A 1,394-nucleotide genomic window follows, 5' to 3' on the forward strand; every position below is an offset into this window, starting at 1 on the left:
GACCGGCGTCAACGCCGATCTGTCGATCACCGGCACGGGCAATGCGCTGAACGCACTCGGCTTCGCCGGCAACACCGGCACGTCGTCCGCCTTCAACGCGGCTCGTACCTCCGGCATCGGCGGCATCGCCGGCAAGACCTTGACCTTCACCTCCTTCAACGGCGGCACGGCGGTTGACGTCACCTTCGGCGACGGCACCAACGGCACGGTCAAGACGCTCGATCAGCTCAACACCAAGCTGCAGGCCAACAACCTGTCGGCCACGATCGACGCCAACGGCCTGCTGACGATCTCGACCACCAACGACTACGCGTCCTCGACCATCGGTTCGAGCGCCGCGGGTGGCTCGATCGGCGGCACGCTGACCACCGCGCTGACGTTCTCGACGGCTTCCAGCCCCGTCCAGGACACCGTTGCGCAGACGTCCCGTGCGAACCTGGTCAACCAGTACAACAACATTCTGCAGCAGATCGACTCGACTGCGCAGGACTCCTCGTTCAACGGCGTCAACCTCTTGAACGGCGACCAGCTCAAGCTGGTGTTCGACGAGACTGCAAAGTCGAGCCTCAACATCACGGGCGTGACCTACAACTCCAAGGGTCTCGGCCTCGCGGCGCTGACCAACGGCGTCGACTTCATCGACAACGCCGCGACCAACCGGGTGCTGACCAACCTCAACGCCGCCTCAAGCACGCTGCGTTCGCAGGCCTCGAGCCTGGGTTCGAACCTGACGATCGTGCAGGTTCGTCAGGACTTCAACAAGAACCTGATCAACGTGCTCCAGACCGGCTCGTCCAACCTGACCCTGGCCGACACCAACGTCGAGGCGGCCAACAGCCAGGCGCTGTCGACCCGCCAGTCGATCGCGGTCTCCGCGCTGTCGCTGGCCAACCAGTCGCAGCAGAGCGTGCTGCAGCTGCTCCGCTAATCGCGGACGACGTCGTCAGCCAAGACAATGACGGCGGGGCTTCGGCCCCGCCGTTTTCTCTTGAGGCGAGGGCGCTGACGACGCTTCAGAAAAGTAACCAGCGGTTATGGTTAATAGGGCGTAAGCGCGCAGAAATGCCAATGATTTCAGTCCGATTGAGGGTCTCGTTCGGGCTGTCGAACGGTTTATGGTGAACCAGCGCTTAGACGAGCGCGCTTCACTTCACCCTTTGTTAGCCATGTCACGGCACGCTGGCCCCGTCACTCGATCCGGAAGCGATCGAACGAAGACGCGTAAGCCAGAAGGGTAAGAGTCATGTCCGGTATTGTTCTCTCTGCGTCGGTTCGTCAGAACCTGCTCTCTCTCCAGTCCACCGCTGACCTCCTCGCCACCACGCAGAACCGTCTGTCGACCGGCAAGAGCGTCAACTCGGCCCTGGACAATCCCACCAACTTCTTCACCGCAC

The 1,394-nt window shown here is 62.3% G+C and carries 1 protein-coding gene; it reads left to right on the forward strand.

Annotated features, from left to right (window positions below):
* The coding region (locus tag I6F12_RS36940; protein ID WP_276573410.1) for a flagellin at positions 1 to 928 on the forward strand (928 nt) is incomplete at its 5' end.
* Positions 929 to 1,394: the final 466 nt, after the last annotated feature.

This window comes from Bradyrhizobium sp. IC4059 (assembly GCF_020193615.1).
GTDB lineage: Bacteria > Pseudomonadota > Alphaproteobacteria > Rhizobiales > Xanthobacteraceae > Bradyrhizobium > Bradyrhizobium yuanmingense.